Below are 19,054 nucleotides of genomic sequence, written 5' to 3' on the forward strand. Positions count from 1 at the left end.
ATAAGACCGGGCCTCTTTTAAAATTATAAATAAACTATGAAAAAAATTATGAGGTGAAAAGAATGAGCTTTAATAAGAAAACAATTGAAGATATTCAAGTTAACGGTAAAAGAGTTTTAGTAAGATGTGACTTTAACGTACCATTAAAAGAAGGCGTTATCACTGACGAAAATAGATTAGTAGGAGCTCTTCCAACAATCAAATACTTAGTTGAAAATGGAGCTAAAGTTATACTTTGCTCACACCTAGGAAAAGATGCTTCTAAGACTTTAGCACCAGTTGCTGTAAGATTAAGCGAAATGTTAGGTAAAGAAGTTGTTTTCGCTAGAGACGAAGAAGTTGTTGGAGAAAACGCTAGAAAAGCTGTTGCTGATATGAAAGACGGAGACGTTGTATTATTAGAAAACACTAGATGCAGAAAAGAAGAAACTAAGAACGGAGAAGAATTATCTAAAGAATTAGCTTCTTTATGTGATATCTACGTTAATGATGCATTCGGAACTGCTCACAGAGCTCACTCTTCAACTGAAGGTGTTACTAAGTTTGTAGATACAGCTGTATGCGGATACTTAATCCAAAAAGAATTAAAGTTCTTAGGAGAAGCTGTAAACAACCCAGTTAGACCTTTCGTTGCTATATTAGGTGGATCAAAGGTTTCTGATAAAATTGCTGTTATCAACAACTTATTAGAAAAAGTTGATACAATCATCATCGGTGGAGGAATGGCTTACACATTCTTAAAAGCTCAAGGATACGAAATCGGAACTTCTTTATGTGAAGACGATAGAATGGACTACGCTAAGGAAATGATCGCTAAAGCAGAAGCTAACGGTGTTAAATTCTTATTACCAGTAGACCACAGAATTGCTGATGGATTCAAGGATGTTGAAGCTACAGTTACTGAAGATCAAAACATTCCAGCTGGATTCATGGGATTAGATATCGGACCGAAGACAGAAGCTATCTATGCTGAAGCTATTAAAGATGCTAAGACTGTTATCTGGAATGGACCAATGGGAGTATTCGAATTCGAAAACTTCAACAAAGGAACAATTGCAGTTGCTAAAGCTATGGCTGATGCAGATGCTACAACAGTTATTGGTGGAGGAGACTCAGCTGCTGCTGTTAACATCTTAGGATTCGGAGACAAAATGACTCACATCTCTACAGGTGGTGGAGCTTCATTAGAATTCTTAGAAGGTAAAACATTACCAGGAATCGCTGCTTTAAACGATAAGTAAGAACCGTTGATAATTAAGATAGAAAGTCAGTTAGCTCTGACTTTCTAAAATCATTAATAAAATATAATCAAGAATTAAGTATAAAAGATCAAGAATTAAAGGAAAAACTTTTAAGGTAGATTTTGAAATTAAATTTTTAGAAACTACGGATGTAGTTTCTTCCAATATTCTTAACTTTTAACTCTTAACTCTTAACTAAAATTATGAGGTGAATAGAATGAGAAAAGCTATTATTGCTGGAAACTGGAAGATGCATTACACTCCAGAAGAAGCTGTTAATGTTATAAATGAATTAAAACCATTAGTAAAGGATGCTACTTGTGATGTAGTAGTTTGTCCTACTTTTGTTTGTTTAGATGCTGTATTAAAAGCAGTTGAAGGATCAAACATCAAAGTTGCTGCTCAAAACATGCACTTTGAAGAAAAGGGAGCTTTCACTGGTGAAATCGCTCCAAGAATGTTAGAAGCTATGGGTGTAGATTACGTAGTTTTAGGACACAGTGAAAGAAGAGAAATGTTCAATGAAACTGATGAAGCTTTAAACAAAAAAGTTAAAGCTACTTTTGCTCATAACATGACTCCAATCCTTTGTTGTGGAGAAACTTTAGAACAAAGAGAAAACGGAACAACTAATGAAGTTGTTGGAGCTCAAATCAAAGCTGATTTAGAAGGTTTATCACCAGAATTAGCAGAAAAAGTTGTTATAGCTTACGAACCAATCTGGGCTATCGGAACTGGTAAAACTGCTACTGATGAGCAAGCTAACGAAACAATAATGGCTGTAAGAGGCGTTGTTGCTGAAATGTTCGGTAAAGAAGTTGCTGATAAAGTAAGAATTCAATACGGTGGATCAGTTAAGCCTGGAACTATAAAAGCTCAAATGGCTCAATCTGATATCGATGGTGCTTTAGTTGGTGGAGCTAGCTTAGTTGCTGCTGATTTTGCTCAAATCGTAAACTACTAAAATTTTTTAAAATAGACTTAAACTTATAATATATAGTTTAAGTCTATTTTTTTATTGCGAAATTTTTTGGTAAATGTTTACACAAAAAATATACTCCTGGTATAATTGTTAAAAAAAGGTTGTTTACATAATTATTATAAAGGAGGGGACATTTTTTTATATTATAAATATAAAGTAATAGGGGGAGTATAAAAAATGAAAAGATTAACTAGTTTAATATTAGCAACTACTTTAAGTATTGGTCTATTTAATACTGTAGCTATAAGGGTTAGTGCTAGGGGGAATGATACAAATATTCAAGTAGAAAAGAATTATGAAATATATCCATTACCACAAAATGAGGTATATTTAGGTTCTGATTTTAGAATTACAGATGAAGTTAACATAGTATTAGAAGATGGGATTGATGAATCTACTAGAAATTTTATTGTTGAAATCTTAGCTAATAATGGTATTAATAATACTTTTTCTAAAGAAGTGGTTGATAATAAAACTAATATTATTATTGGAGTAAGGGGATCTGCCGGATATGTAGATAATTATTTTAATGAAAATATAGAATATAATCAAGAAATATTTTTAGAAGAAGATGCTTATGTTTTAAAGGTAGATAATAGTTTGAAGGAAAATGGTGTAATTGCAATATTAGGTGATACAACAGATTCTGCATATTATGGTATAGCAACTTTAAAAATGATTTTTAATCAAATAGAAAATAATCAAATAGAAAATGTTATGTATGAAGATTTTGCAGATGCTAAATGGAGAGGATTTATTGAAGGTTTTTATGGTTATCCTTGGTCGAATGAAGATAGAAAGAGTTTAATGGAGTTTGGTGGAAACTTTAAAATGAATTCATATATATTTGCGCCTAAGGATGACCCTTATCATAATAGACAATGGAGAGAACTATATCCAGAAGATAAGCTAGCTGAAATAAAAGAATTAGTAGATGTAGGACACAAGAGTAAAACACAATTTATTTGGGCAATTCATCCAGGCTTTAATATGATTAATTGGAATGATTATGATAATGAACTTCAAACATTATTAAACAAATTAGAACAATTATATGATATCGGAGTGAGACAATTTGGATTATTTATGGATGATATAAGTACTGATCAATCATTAGCTGATAAAGAGTGGCATGTAAGACTTGTGACAGATGTAGCTAATTGGGTTAATGAAAAGGGTGATTGTTATTCATTAGTATATTGTCCACCATATTATAATCAGGCATGGACTGGAGAGAAGGGTAAGCCATATTTACGAGCATTAGCAAATGTTCCAGAGAATGTTGAAATAATGTGGACTGGAGTAGATGTTTGTGGTCAAGTAGTTGAGTCAGAAATGCAATGGCCAAAAGATATAATAGGAAGAGATACTTATATGTGGCTTAATTGGCCAGTTAATGGACATAACTCAGCACGATTAATGCTTGGAAAGGGAGAGGTTATGAATCCTGGAGTTCATAATATTTCAGGAATAGTAACTAATCCATTAGAATATGCAGAATTATCAAAGACAGCTATATTTGCTATTGCAGATTATACATGGAATACTGACGAATTTAATGATGATAAAAGCTGGGAGGATTCATTTAAATATATAAATCCAGAAGTAGCAGAAGAATTCCATACTATAGCTTCTCATTTAAGTGATCCATCTCCAAGTAATAGAAATTTAGTTTTAGAAGAGTCAGAATATATAAAAGAAGATTTAGAGTTGTTTTTAAATAATTATAATAGTGGAGAAGAGATTAGTGAGGTAGGAAGTAGATTAATTTATGAATTTGATAAGATATTGGAGGCAATTGTAGTATTTAATTCAGAAAAAAATTTAAATGAAAAAATGAAGAGTGAAATAAAGCCTTGGTTAGGATCTTTAGAATATATAGTAAAGGCATGTAAAGCATCAGTTAATAGTGCTATTGCAATTAGAGAATCTAATCTTGATGTAGCATGGACAGAATTATCAAATGCTACAGTTTTCAAACAAACATCTCAAACTTTTACAACTAAAAAGTTAAATTATCCAGATGTTGTTGTTGAAAGTGGAGCAAAGAGATTAATTCCATTTGCAAATGAGTTAATAAGTAGTTTAGATTCAAAAATATATATGGAAATGGATCCACAAGCAAGTAGTAGAATACCAATGTCTTCATATAAATCAAATGAATTAGATTTAATAGTTGATGGAGATGAAGAAACATATGCTTATTTTAAAACTCTACAAAAAGTAGGAGATTGGTATGGAGTTGATTTAGGAAAAGTTATTGATGTTAATAATATAGAAATTGTTCAAGGAAGAAATGATACTGATCATGATAGATTTCATAAGGGTATTTTAGAATATTCAGAGGATGGGGAGCATTGGTCAGCTATCGGTGAGGAAAGAACAGACTCTAGAATAGTAGAAAATAATTTATCTATAAAAGCAAGATATATAAGATATAGAGCAACAATTGCAGGAGTACCAGGTGGAAAGCCAGATTTATGGACTGCAGTAAGAGAAATAAAAATAAATAAAGAGGAAAATAAACCAGTTTTATTTACTAATGCTAAAGAGCTAGAAGATACTGAAATTATTATATCGGAGTCAAAAGCAGAAATATTAAATAAATCAAATATTACATTAAAAACAAATGAATATTTAGGATTTAAGTTAACTGGAATAGAAAGAATTGCTGATATAATATGTGAAGCTTCATCAGAAAATCTAACTATAGAAACTTCTATTAATGGAGTTGAATGGAGTGAAGCCGCTGATATAAATGAAGCAAGATATATTAGAGTGATAAACAAAGAAAGTAATGATATAACATTTGATTTAAATAAATTATCAGTTACTCTTAATAAGTTTCAACATGTAAAAATTACTCATAATTATGGAAGTATATATAGTGGAAATATAGAAAGTATTTTTGATAAAAAGCTAGAAAGTAAGGTTTGGTTTGGTTCAGCGCAGGGAAAAGATAAATATGTACAAGTAGACTTAGGTGGAGTAGTTGATATCGACAAGATAGATTTAGTAATAGGAGATTCTGAAAAGGATTATTTTAGAAATGGAAACTTAGAAGTATCTTTAGATGGAGAAACATGGGAAGTTATAGATGAAATAACAGGTGAAAGTAGAGAGGCTAATTTCCCAACACTTAAAGCTCCTTATAGATATAGAACTATGGAAGGCATTAATAAAAGAGCTAGATATATTAGATTAATATCAAAAAATAATAGTAATGCATGGTTAGCATTAAATGAAATACTAATAAATGAAGGTATTAATATAGATACAAATACAAATTTATCATTAATAGCTAAACCAGAAGGTGAATTAAGTAATAATTCTGAAACTGTAATAGATAAAAAATTATCTACATTCTATACACCTGCTGGAGAAGAGTTAGAGGGTGAATTATTATATAGGCTTTCTGATTACAGTGAAGTTGGTGAATTGATTATTTTACAAGGACCAACAGGTATTTCAAATGCAAGTGTTGAAATAAGAGATTTAGATGGATGGCATGAGATTGGAGCTTTATCTAATTCTTATAATTATTTTGATACTAGTAATTTAAATAATGTTTTAGATATTAAGTTTACATGGAATGGTGTTAAACTAATTATAAATGAAATAATAACAGTAAAGAAATCAAGTGAAAATATACCAGATGAAAAGCCTGATGAAGTAATAAATAAGGATGAATTAAAGGCAATTATAGAAAGTGCCAAGAGTATAGTTGAAAATGAAGCTGATAAGTATACAAAGGAAACTATAGATTCATTGAAGGAAGCAATAAATATTGCAGAAGAAGTTTTAATAAATGATGAAGCAACTCAAGAACAAATAGATGTTGCTAAAGAAGCAGTAGAAGTTGCTATTTCACAATTAGAAGAAAATGATAATAAACCAGAAGAGATAAATAAATTAGCATTAAGAATTAATATTGATTATGCTGAAGAACTAAAGGAAAGTGGTGCTCTTGAGGGAGTTGTACCAGTTGTAATTAAAAGCTTTAATAAGGCTTTAGAAGAAGCTTATATAGTATATAATAATGAGTTTGCTACTCAAACTGAAGTAGATGAAGCATTTAATAATTTAGCAGAAGCAATTCATATGCTTGAATTTAAGCAAGGTGATAAATCAGAATTAGAAAACTTAATTAATTCAGCTAACGCTTTAAATAGAAATGATTATACTGATGAGAGTTGGTTGAATTTAGAGTCTATACTTGAAGAAGCAAATAAGGTGCTAATAGATGACAATGCAATGCAAGAAGAGATAAATGAAATGACTGAGAATTTGAAACAAGCTATTAAAAATCTAGAGGAAGCTAATAAGATAGATAAATCAGCGCTTCAAGATCTTGTTAATAGAGTAAAAGAAACAGATTCTTCAAAATATATAGAATCAACATGGATATCATTTGAAGGTGCACTTAAAAATGCAAGTGAACTATTAGAATCCCAAACGGCTACTCAAGTAGAAGTAAATGAAGTATATAATTCTTTATTAAGAGCGTATCTAAGTTTAAGGTTAACTCCTGATAAGACTTTGCTTGAAGGATTAATTAAAGAGATAGAAGAATTAGATTTATCTAAATATACTACTAAAAGTGTTAATATGATGAAGAAGGAATTAGCAAATGCTAGTGTGGTATTAAATAATAAAGAAGCTACAGAAGAAGAGGTTAATGAAGCAGTAGAAAATCTTAGAAGTGCTAAAGGAGCTTTAGTAGAAAAAGATTATATTAGTAATTCTAATGAAAACGAGAATGATAATAATAGTAATAATAATTCAAGTATAGATAAAAACAATGAAAGTTTACCAAAGACTGGTGATATAGTTTCATCATCAGTAAATTTAATAATATTAGGATTATTAACAGTTGGTGGGACATTTATATTAAGAAAAAAAGAAGATTAGAATAAAATTAAAACGATACTTTAAAATATGAGTTAATAATATTTTAAAGTATCGTTTAATTTATAAAAATAATGTAAACACATAATAAAAAGTAAAAAAATATTAATATATTGCAGTAAAGTATAAGAAACTTGCTATGTTAGAATTCGTTAAAAACATTTACAATAATGGTAAAAACTGATATATTTAATTAAAAGAATAAATTTTGTAAATATATCGTGTTACCTTAAGAGGGCATTAGAGGACTTATCTGATGAAAGTTTTATTTAGATGAGTCAATTTGTGATGCCTAAAAATAAGTATTTATTAGTAAATTAAATGTGGTAAGGAAGTAAGAAGCAATAGGCATAATGCTCTAAATATTAGAAGTTTTTATTATTTGTTAAACTATCAATTTATATTTATAAATTGATATTTATATAAAATTATAAACAAAATTTAGAGAGGAGTAGAATAATGAGAGGTCTAAAGAAGAAAAAAATAATTAATTTATCTTTAGCAACGATGCTTACATTTACTATGTTAATTAGTAATGTATCGGCATATGTAAACACAAATGACGAAAAAGCATCGGAAAAAGTTAATCTAGCTTTAAACAAAGCAGCTTTTGCATCAAGTGAAGAGACAAATACTTTTACTGCAAAAAAGGTAACAGACGGAATAGTTGATAGGGAAGGTTCTAAATCATCAAGATGGGCATGTGAAAGATATGAAAATGGTCCATGGGTAGCAATAGATTTAGGACAAAAACAAAGTTTTGATGAGGTAAATATTACTTGGGAGCGTAGAAATGTTAATTCCTATAAAATTGAAATATCAGATGATTCAGAAAACTGGACATCAATTTATGTAGGAGGAGGAGCAACAGATTTTGTTGAAGCTGTAAATGTTGGTAATCAAGAAGCTAGATATATTAGAGTAGTTATTGATGATTATTCAGCAACAGCAGAAAATGTAACTTGGGAAACAGTATCTATATATGAAATCGAAGTTTATGGAGAAGGAACAATTGTAGATCAGGATCCAGAACCAGGAGTAAATATAGCACTAAATAAAACTGCAAGTGCTTCATCAATTGAAACAAATGATTTTACAGGGAATAAAGCCTTTGATGGAGTAGTAGATAGAACAACTACTAAAAAATCAAGATGGGCAAGTGCTGTTTCTTCAGACCCACAATGGTTAAAAGTTGACTTAGGAAAAGCAACTAAGTTTGATAGTTTTGTAATTGAATGGGAAAGAAGAAACTCAAATAATTATAGGATACAAGTTTCAGATGATGACAGTACATGGACTGATGTATATGCTGCAAATAAATATCCGGCCAATTTTAGAGAAAATATAGAATTATCAGAGGCTGTAAAAGCAAGATATATAAGATTATATATAGATGAGCATATTGCAAATTCAGAAGGTGTAAATTGGAATACAGTATCAGTATATGAATTAGAAGTATATAATGGAGGGATTCCAGAAGCTCCAAAAACAGTTTCAGAAGTAGCAAATAACTTAGTGGTACAGGAACTTACAAGTGAAGATACTGTTCTTACTATGCCGTCAGTTCCAGAGGGATTTGAAATTTCTTTTGTTGGAGCTGATTATGAAGAAGTTATTGATTATGAAATGAATATTCATAAACCATTAGTAGATACAAATGTTGAAGTGAATTTTGAGGTGCGTAAAGGTAAAGAAAAGGCAACTTCTCCAGTTATAGAAATTACTGTTCCTGGTGCTCATAATGTTGAAGGAAATAAAAAACCAACAGTAATTCCAGAGTTAAGAGAGTGGGCAGGAAAGAGTGGTAACTTTACAATAAGCAACACTTCAAGAATAGTAATAAATGAAGAATCAGAAGCAAAACTTAGAGAAACAGCTGAAGTTTTTGCTAAGGATTATGAAGATATAACAGGAAAAGAGATAGAAGTTGTTGTATCAAATAGCCCTAAAAGTGGAGATTTCTATATTGCTTTAAATTCAAATTATCCTGAACTTAGAGAAGAAGGATATTATATGAATGTTGATGATTTTGTAAGTATTGAAGCAAATACTGAACAAGCAATTTTCTTAGCTAGTAGAACAATACTTCAAATTCTTAAACAAAATGAAGATTTTATACCTAAAGGATTAGTTAGGGATTATCCACAATATGACATAAGAGGATTTATGTTAGATGTAGGAAGAAAGCCTATTTCACTTGATTATTTATATGAAGTAGTAAAAACTATGTCTTGGTATAAGATGAATGATTTCCAAGTGCATTTAAATGATAACTATATATGGTTAGAAAGAGATTACTCAAATATAGGCGAAGATGCTATGAATGCATATGCAGCATTCCGTCTTGAATCTAATGATGTAGGTGAAAATGGAGTATCATTAACAGCACAAGATTTATATTATACTAAGGCTGAATTTGGCGAATTTATTGATAATTCTAAGGTTTATGGAGTAAATATAGTGCCAGAATTTGATACACCTGGACATGCATTAGCATTTGTAAAAGCTCATCCAGAATATGCTTATAGAGATGGGCAAGGTGAAAATGCAGCTATGCTAGATGTAACAAATCCAGAAGTTATAGATTATATAAAAGGTATATATGATGAATATCTAGATGGTGGAGATGACTCTGTATTTAGAAATGCTACTTTCCATATAGGGTCAGATGAATTCTATGGAGATTCAGAAGAATATAGAGCATACTTAGATGAAATGTTAAAGTATGTAAGAGATGAAAAAGGAAGAACTACAAGAGTATGGGGTAGCTTAACTCATAAATCAGGAAGCACTCCTGTAACATCTGAAAATATAGAAATGAATATATGGAATTGTGGTTGGGCAAATCCTCAAGCTATGTATAATCAAGGATATGATTTAATAAATACTGATGATGCATATCTTTATATTGTACCAGGAGCTAATTATTATATGAATTATTTAAATAGCCAATGGTTATATAATAATTGGGAAGTAAATAAGTTTAGTAATGGTGTTGTTATTCCACAAGGAGCAAAGCAAATGCGTGGAGGTATGTTTGCACTTTGGAATGATATGATAGATAAATCTGCAAATGGAATTGTTGAATATGATTTATTTGATAGAACACTTCCTGCAATTCAAGTTTTAGCTGAAAAGATGTGGGGAGAAGCTGATGATAAGACATATAACGAATTTAAAGAAGTTGTAAATGAAGTAAGCTTAGCACCAAACACTAACCCTAAATATGAGGTTGAGAGTAAAACTGAAAAAGTTATTGAGTATGATTTTAATAATGTAAATGGAAATTTAGTAGAAGATAAATCCGGAAATGAATATGATTCAGTTGGTCTAAATAATTCATCTATTGAAGAAGGAACATTAAACTTAAATGGTGAAAATAGTTATCTTAAAACTCCAGTTAAAAATATAGGTCCAAACTATTCAATTTCATTTAGCGTAAATAGATCAACAGATAGTGATGAAAGTGAACAAATTCTATTTGAATCACCACAAGGATCATTTAAGGCTGTACAAAGTGAAACTGGTAAGGTTGGATTCTCAAGAGAAGGGTATAATTATTCTTTTAACTACACTCTTCCAAAGGGAGAATGGGTAGATATAACTATAATAGGTAAAATTAATAAAACAGAACTTTATGTAAATGGAGAATATGTTGATGAGATAAGTAAATCAGGTTCTGAAGGAAAGTTTGGAACATTTGTATTCCCATTAGAAACTGTTGGTAGTGAAACTAATGCATTTAAAGGACAAGTTGACAATTTAATTATTGCTAATGTAGCTACTATATATGATGAGACATTAATACCACAATCACAAATGACTATAACTGCAACAAGTGAGCATCCTAATGTTGGAACTGAAGGTTTAGCTAGCTTTGCTTTAGATGGTGATGAAGGAACTATATGGCATACTAAATATTCTCCAAAGGATGAACTACCTCAAAGTGTAACTATAAATCTAGGTAACACTTATAAAGTAGATAGATTCACATATCTTCCAAGACAAGCAGGAGGAACAAACGGGATAATAACTAAATATGCAATATACACAAGTATTGATGGAGAAGAATTTACAAAAGTTTCAGAAGGAAATTTTGAGAATAATATTAAGTTAAAAACAATAAAGTTCGATACTCCTATTGAAGCAAATTATATTAAATTTGAAGCATTACAAGGTGTTGGTGGATTTGCAGCAGCGGCAGAATTTAATGTTTATAAAGAAAAAGAAAATAATGAAGAAAAACCTGAAGTTAATAAGACTGCATTAAAATTTGCAATAGACTATGCTTTAGAAATAATAGAAAATGGTGATTTGGAAGATGTAGTACCTGCAGTTGTAAGAGAATTTAATGAAGCTTTAAATGAAGCTAAAAAAGTTTATGAAAATAATGAAGCAACAGCAGTTGAAGTTGATGCAACATTTAAGAGATTAACAAATGCCATTCATATGCTTGAATTTAAACAAGGTAATAAGGAAGCATTAAAGAATCTTATAGATAGTGCTGAAGCTTTAGATGAAAAAGTATATACTAATGAGTCTTGGATAAAGCTTGTTGAAGAGCTTGAAAAGGCTAAATCAGTATATAATGATGAAAATGCAATGCAAGATGAAGTTGATAAAGCAGCAGAGTCTTTAAAAGCTGCAATAGATAATTTAGTTATAAATAACGTAAACAAGGAAGAATTACAAAGTCTAGTAGATAAAATTTCTTCATTAAATAAAGATGAATATATAGAATCTACATGGAATGCACTAGAAAGTAAAGTTAATATTGCTGTAGGAATATTAAATAACAGCGATGCAACTCAAGCTGAAGTAGATAAGGCATATAATGATTTATTAGTATCTTATCTTGGATTAAGATTAAAACCAGATAAATCTAAGCTTGAAGATTTAGTAAACAAAGTTAAGGAAATAGATTTATCAAAATATACAAAAGAAAGTGTTAATAATTTAAATCTTGCTTTAGCTACAGCTAGTGAGACTTTGGCTAATGATGAGGCTACTCAAAAAGATATTGATAAGGCAATTTCAGAACTTGAAATAGCTAAAGCTAATTTAGTTGCAAATTCAAATGAATCTAATAATTCAAATGGATCAAACAACTCAAATGACAATACTAATAAACCAAATAGTAATGGGGATAAAGGTAATTCAAATTTAACAAACTCTCTACCAAAAACAGGTGCGGTAGTTTCTTCTGCAATTATAATTATTTTAGCAGTTGTAGTTGTAGGTGTAGGAGTTGTTATGATGAAAAAGAAAAAAACAGATAAATAATTAAATTGGAAATGCCTTAATTAAGGCATTTCCATTAAAGAGCTATATTATAGGTAAACGATTAATATAGATGATTAACATTAATAATAGGGGGAGAAGAGAATGAAGTATAAGAAGATATTAAGCACTATTCTATCTTTAACACTAATAACTACATCTTCAGGAGTGGTAACATTTGCTGAAAGTATTGGTAATAAGGTGTCTAGGGTTAATATGGCAGAAACGGGATTTCAACGTTCAACATTATTTAATGATGGATGGAAGTTTAATTTAGGTGATGTACCTGATGCTAAGAATAAAAATTATGATGATGAAGCATGGAGAAACCTAACATTACCTCATGATTGGAGTATAGAACAGGATTTTAACAAAAATTCACCATCTACTCATGAAGGTGGATTCTTAGATGGTGGTATTGGATGGTATAGAAAATCTTTTGTATTACCAAAGGAAATGGAAGGCAAAAAGATAACAATTGATTTTGATGGAGTTTATATGGATAGTTACATCTATGTAAATGGAGTACAGGTTGGTAATCATCCTTATGGATATACACCATTTTCATTTGATATAACAGATAATTTAATATGTGACGGAGTTACTGAAAATGTAATTTCAGTAAAGGTTAATAATAGACAGCCAAGTAGTAGATGGTATTCAGGAAGCGGTATATATAGAGATGTTAAGCTTACTGTAACAGATAAAGTTCATGTAGAACAATATGGAACATATGTAACTACACCTAACTTAAAGAGTGAATATTCAACAGGTAAGGCTACTGTTAATATAAAAACAGATATAGCAAATGAAGAAGGTAGTGATAAAGAAGTTACTTTAGTTTCAACTATATATGATAGTGAGGGAAATGTAGTTGGAGATAGTAGCTCAACGCAAGTTATAACAGCAAATAGTACTTATAAATATGATCAAAATGTAGAGGTTCAAAATCCTAAGCTTTGGGGAACTGAAAATCCATATTTATATGATGTTGTTACAAAGGTATTAATTAATAATGAAGTTGTAGATGAGTATACAACAGAATTTGGTATGAGATGGTTTGATTTTACTACTGATAATGGTTTCTTCTTAAATGGTGAACAAATGAAGCTTGAAGGAGTTTGTATGCATCATGATCAAGGAGCTTTAGGGGCGGTTGCAAATGAAGCTGCAATAAGAAGACAAGTTAAAAAATTAAAGGATATGGGAGTAAACTCTATAAGAGTTACACATAACCCTGCAGCTCAAACATTAATAGATATTTGTAATGAAGAGGGAATTCTATTAATAGATGAAGCATTTGATACTTGGTATGGTGGTAAGAAGACTTATGACTATGGAAGATTCTTTGAACAAAAATCAATTCATGGTGATATGACTTGGGCAGAATATGATGTTAAGCAAATGGTTAATAGAGGAAAGAATGCTCCAAGTATAATTATGTGGTCTCTTGGTAATGAAATTTGGGAAACAAACCAAACAAAGGCTGTACAAACAGCACAAAACCTTCAAAGTTGGGTTAAGGAAATAGACACTACAAGACCAACAACTTTAGGAGAGGATAAATTTAGAATGGGATCTGGAACAGGTGCTCATGAAAATGTAGCTAATGTATTTGATGTTGTTGGATTTAACTATGCTGAAGCAAACTATGATTCTTTCCATGAAAAATATCCAGATTGGGTTTTATATGGATCAGAAACATCTTCAGCAACTAGAAGTCGTGGATTCTATGCACATCCAGAAAGTACAAATCAAATGGATAAACATGACAACTTACAACAATCAGATTATGATAATGATCATGTAGGTTGGGGAAGAACTGCAGAAGATGCATGGAAAAGAGATAGAGACAAAGAATATATTTTAGGTGAATATATTTGGACTGGATTTGACTATATAGGAGAACCAACTCCATATTATAGCACTTTCCCATCTAAGTCTTCATATTTTGGAGCAATAGACACAGCAGGTTTTGAGAAGGATATATATTATTTCTATCAAAGTCAATGGTCTAATGAGCCAATGGTACACTTACTACCACATTGGAATTGGGAAAATGATGATAGTATAAAAGTTGATGGTAATAAGATATTAGTTAAAGCATATACAAATGCAAATAGTGTAGATTTATATTATAACGAAGATGTTAATAGTAATGAATTAGGATCATTAGTTGCAAGTGATGAATATGAAGTTACTAATGCTGGATATAATGGACAATATAAAGAAACTAGTGATGGTAAATTACATTTAGAGTTTAGAGTTGAATATAGACCAGGTAAATTAACAGCTGTTGCAAAGGATGAAAATGGTCAAGAAATTGCAAGAGATGTAGTTAAAACTGCAAATGAAGCTAAAGCAATAGATTTAAGTGCAGATAGACAAGTTATAGAAGCAGATGGATATGATTTATCATATATAACTGTTGATATAGTTGATGAAAATGGAACATTAGTACCAGATGCAAGTAATTTAGTTAATTTTGAAGTTAGTGGTAATGGTGTAATTGTTGGTGTTGATAATGGTAATGCAGCAAGTGTTGAAAGATATAAGGATAATAAAAGAGAAGCCTTTAATGGTAAAGCTTTAGTAATTGTTCAATCAACTAAGAATGCTGGTTCATTTACTTTAACAGCAACAAGTAATGGTTTATCTACTGATACTATAAATGTTTATACAGTAGAAGAAGAGGATTTAGATAAAAATAAGATTGTTGGATATGATGTTAGTGATATTACAGTTCCTGTAAATGGTGAATTAAATTTACCTAAAACAGTAACAGCATTATACACTGATGGAACTAAGAATGATGTTAATGTTACTTGGGAAGAGGTTTCAAGTGATAAGTTAGCACAACCAGGAACATTTAAGGTAACTGGAAGTATAGAAAATAGTAATATACCTGTAGTTATAAATGTTGTAGTTAGAGATATGATTGGAGCTCAAGATGTAAGAATACTAACAGCTGTTAATCAATTAGTAACTCTTCCTAATACTACATCAGTAGTGTTTAACGATGGAACTACAGAGGAACATGGTGTTACTTGGGAAAGAACATTAACAGCAGAAGATGTAGCTAGTGTTGGTACAGTTGAAATTCTAGGAACTATTGAAGGTGTATCAGGAATAAAAGCAAAAGCTATAATAGTAGTTTCTAATAATTATGAAGAAAAGAATGTTGCTTTAAGAGAAAATGGAGAATATCCAAAGGCATTTACATCATATTCTGGACCAGACAACATTAATAATATAAATGATGGTGTAATTTCTAAGGGAAATAGTCCTCAAAATAGATGGACAAACTGGGGAAAAGGAAGTCAAAATTATGATGATTATGTAGGTATTGAATTTAATAGAGAATATACAATAAATAAAATAGGACTTTCTCTTTATAGTGATCATGGAGTAGCAATACCAAGTGAAATAATAGTAGAATACTTTAATGGAACAGATTGGGTACAAGTAGCAAATCAAAGTAAAACTACTGGCTTCACAGTAGAGGGAACAGAAGAAATAACTTTTGATGCGGTAACTACAACAAAGATAAGAGCATTATTAAAAGAGGATACAGCACAAAATAAAGCTGTTGGGCTTACTGAATTTGAAGTTTACTCAAATGTTATGGTTAGTGAAGGAACTGCCTTATTAAATGATATAAAGGTAAATGGAGTGACTGTTGAAGGATTTGAAGAAAACACTACTGAATATTCAGTTATTATTCCTTATGGATCTGAAATTCCAGAGGTTTCGGCTACAGCTAAAGATAATGCAAGTATATTTGTAGTACCTGCACTTACAACTAATGGAGTAGCAAAAGTTTTAGTAACTGCTGAAGATGGAATTACTAAAAAGGTATATTCAATTAGATTTAAGGAAGAAGCAGCTAAGTTAGATAATGTAGAAATATCATTATCAAAGGAAAATATAATAGAAGATGATATTGTTGATATTAATGTAAATGCTAAGTTACAAGATAATAGTACAGTAGAAATGTCTAATTTAGATATAAAATACTATGCAACATCTGAAAATAATGGAGAAGTAAAAATAGAAGGAAATAAACTTACAGCATATACAGCAGGTGATATAAGCTTATATGCAGATGTAACTTATAAGGGTGTAACAAAGAGTAGTAATACATTAAAATTTACTATTTCAGAAAACACTGCAGATAAGACTGCAATAGCATATGAAAAAGTTATTGTTGAAACTGAAAAAGGAGTTAAGCCAGAGCTTCCAGCAAAGGTTAAAGCTACTTTTGACATTGGATTACCAAGGGATGTAGAAGTAACTTGGGATGAAATTGATGAAGCAAAATATAATGAGTATGGTGTATTTGAAGTTAAAGGAACTGTAGAAGGTCAAGAATTAAAGGCAACAGCTAAAGTTGTAGTTAAGGGAATTTCTGCATTAGGAAACTTAGCATTAGTAACTAATGTTGGTGTTGAACCTACTTTACCAGATACAGTTAAAGCGTATTATACAGATGGAACAGTTAAGGATTTAGCTGTTGTTTGGGAAGAGTATAACAAAGAATTATTACTACAAGAAGGTGTATTTGAAGTAACTGGAGTTGTTGATGGTGTAGATATTATAGCAAAAGCAAATATCAGAGTTTCTTCTGAGGTTGTTAAGGGTGATAATATAGCTAGAGCTAGAAATGGATATGACCTTCCAATGGCAATTGCTTCATATACGAATGATACAACAGTAGATTCTGCTTCTCAAGATAGTATAGAAAAGGTTAATGATGGATTAATAGAGCATAATCCAAGTGCAGCTAATAATAGATGGTCAAACTGGAAGAGAACAGATAAGCATACTAGCGAATGGGTTGGTATTATGTTTGGTGTTGCAGATCCACTAGAAAGATATATCAATAACTTAGAAGTTGATTTCTTTGAAGATAACGGTACAAAGATTCCTAGTAATATAACAATTCAATACTATGTTGGTAATGAAATTGTTAAACCTAGCAATCCTGCTCATGTTTTAAAAGAAGAAAGCTCACCATTAAATGATGATAACAATTGGAGAGATGTAACTAACTTAGTTACAAATCCAACTTCAACATCAGGATCAGCTACTAATTACTACACATTTGATATGGTAAAAACTTATGCATTAAGAATTAAGATGGATGCACAAACAAATATGGGATTAGGTATAACTGAAATTAAGGCTTTTGAAGAAAGAGTAGTGGCAAATAATGATTTTGAAGTGAAATCTATTAAAGCTAATGGCAATGCTTTAGAAGGATTTAATCCAGAAACTTTAGATTATTCATTAACACTTAAGAATGATGAAGCTTTACCAGAGATAACAGTAGATGTAAATAATAATGCATCAGTAACAACTGTTTACACAGTAGAAAGTAGTGAAAAATCTACTTATTCTATTAATGGTAAAGAAAAAATTGATGTAGTAATTACATCAGAAGATGGATTAAAGGAAGTAAAATATACAATTTCAATAACAAGAGAAGCTGGAGATGGAGAAAGCACTGTTGATAAATCATTATTACAATATACAATTGAATATGCTGAAGAAGTAAAAGCAGATGACGCATTAGAAGGTGTAGTTCCTGCAGTAGTTAGGGAATTTAATGCTGCTTTAGAACAAGCTAAGATTGTATTAGCAAATGAAAAGGCTACTGAAGCTGAAGTAGATGCAATTACTAACAGATTATTAAATGCTATTTGGATGTTAGAGTTTAAGGGTGGAGATAAAGAAACTCTTAAGGCAAATATTGAGTTAGCAGAAAAATTAAATGAAAAAGATTATACTAAGGAATCATGGGCAAAATTACAAGAAGAGTTGACTATAGCTAAGGAAGTGTATGAAGATGAAAATGCTCTTGCTGCTGATATAGAAGATGCAACTAATAATTTAAAAGATGCAATAAACTCTTTAGTTAAGAAAGATGTAAACAAAGAATTACTTCAAGGGCTTGTAGATATGATAAGTGAATTAAATTCAGATGAATATATAGACAGCACTTGGAAGAATATAGAGAAGGTCTTAGAGTCAGCTAATGAAATATTAGTGAATGAAGATGCAACTCAAGAACAAGTAGATACAGCCTATGATAATTTATTAAGAGCTTACTTAGAGTTAAGATTAAAACCAAGTAAGGATAAACTTGAGGATTTAATAAATAAGGCTGAATCTTTAAATAAGGAAGATTACACAGAAAAGACTTGGAAAAAATTCGAAAAAGCATTACAAAAGGCAAAAGTAGTTATGTCTGATGAAAATGCAAGTGAAAAAGATATTACAAAAGCTGAAGATGAATTAGATGTAGCAATGCAAGGTTTAATTGCATCAAATTCAGGAAATGACAATAGTAATTCAGGTAACGGAAATAATGATGAAAATAATAATGGAGCAACAAACAATAACGGAAATGCAAATAGTAATGGAAATAATAACAACAATAATTCTAATACTAATAGTAACAGTAGCAATAGTAATAATAGCAATACTAGCCTACCTAAAACAGGAGCTGCTACTTCTGCAGTGACAGTATTAGCATTAGGAGCTTTACTTGCAGGATGTGGAACTAGTATGATAAAGAGAAAAGAAGATGAAAAATAATCCTTATTGTATTAAATAAAATATGTAATATTTATTAAGGAAA

Annotated in this window: 5 protein-coding genes; all 5 read left to right on the forward strand. The window is 30.4% G+C overall.

All coding sequences use genetic code 11. The annotated features are described in order from the left end of the window. Nucleotides 1-62: 62 nt before the first annotated feature. The 5 genes from HCG76_RS08115 (at nt 63) to HCG76_RS08135 (ending at nt 19,011) form a co-directional block, all read left to right on the forward strand. Nucleotides 63-1,241 (forward strand): phosphoglycerate kinase, encoded by a 1,179-nt coding sequence (locus tag HCG76_RS08115; RefSeq protein WP_221699852.1) that lies wholly within the window; start codon nt 63-65, stop codon nt 1,239-1,241. 217 nt (nt 1,242-1,458) lie between these two features. After that, a complete protein-coding gene (gene tpiA / locus HCG76_RS08120; RefSeq protein ID WP_221699853.1) occupies nt 1,459-2,205 on the forward strand; it encodes a triose-phosphate isomerase in 747 nt (248 codons plus the stop codon). 195 nt (nt 2,206-2,400) lie between these two features. Continuing rightward, the gene (locus tag HCG76_RS08125; RefSeq protein WP_221699854.1) at nt 2,401-7,134 is read left to right on the forward strand and encodes a beta-N-acetylglucosaminidase domain-containing protein; all 4,734 of its coding nucleotides are present in this window, start codon (nt 2,401-2,403) and stop codon (nt 7,132-7,134) included. Nucleotides 7,135-7,590: 456 nt separating this feature from the next. After that, entirely contained in the window at nt 7,591-12,414 is a 4,824-nt protein-coding gene (locus HCG76_RS08130) for a discoidin domain-containing protein (protein ID WP_221699855.1), read from the forward strand. 102 nt (nt 12,415-12,516) lie between these two features. After that, on the forward strand, nt 12,517-19,011 hold the full coding sequence (locus tag HCG76_RS08135) for an Ig-like domain-containing protein (protein WP_221699856.1): 6,495 nt from the start codon (nt 12,517-12,519) through the stop codon (nt 19,009-19,011). The last annotated feature ends 43 nt before the right edge of the window (nt 19,012-19,054 follow it).

Source organism: Clostridium sp. K13, from assembly GCF_019734195.1.
GTDB lineage: Bacteria > Bacillota > Clostridia > Clostridiales > Clostridiaceae > Clostridium.